This window comes from Microbacterium sp. H6 (genome assembly GCF_003314775.1).
Taxonomy (GTDB): domain Bacteria; phylum Actinomycetota; class Actinomycetes; order Actinomycetales; family Microbacteriaceae; genus Microbacterium; species Microbacterium oxydans.
The window spans coordinates 1-223 of the sequence record NZ_QOAY01000296.1; the positions used below are offsets into that span (position 1 = coordinate 1).

The window sequence follows — 223 nt, forward strand, 5'->3', positions numbered from 1 at the left end:
CCCCTCGTCGAGCCCGGCCTCGCGGAGCGCGGCGACCTGGTCGTCGTGGTCGAGCGCGACGAACGCGACTTCGCGTCCCGTGACCTCGGCGATGGCAGCAGCGAGATCGGTGTAGTTCCAGGCGACATCGCCGCCGAGCTCGTAGACCTCGCCGACGTGTCCGTCCTCGAGCGCGACGACGGCTGCGGCCTCGGCGAAGTCCTTGCGGCTCGCGGAAGCCACC

1 pseudogene is annotated in these 223 nt (G+C 71.7%); it reads right to left on the reverse strand.

The features are described 5' to 3' along the window. A pseudogene (locus DSP71_RS19080) lies at positions 1–223 on the reverse strand (NAD(P)-dependent oxidoreductase); the annotation flags it as partial.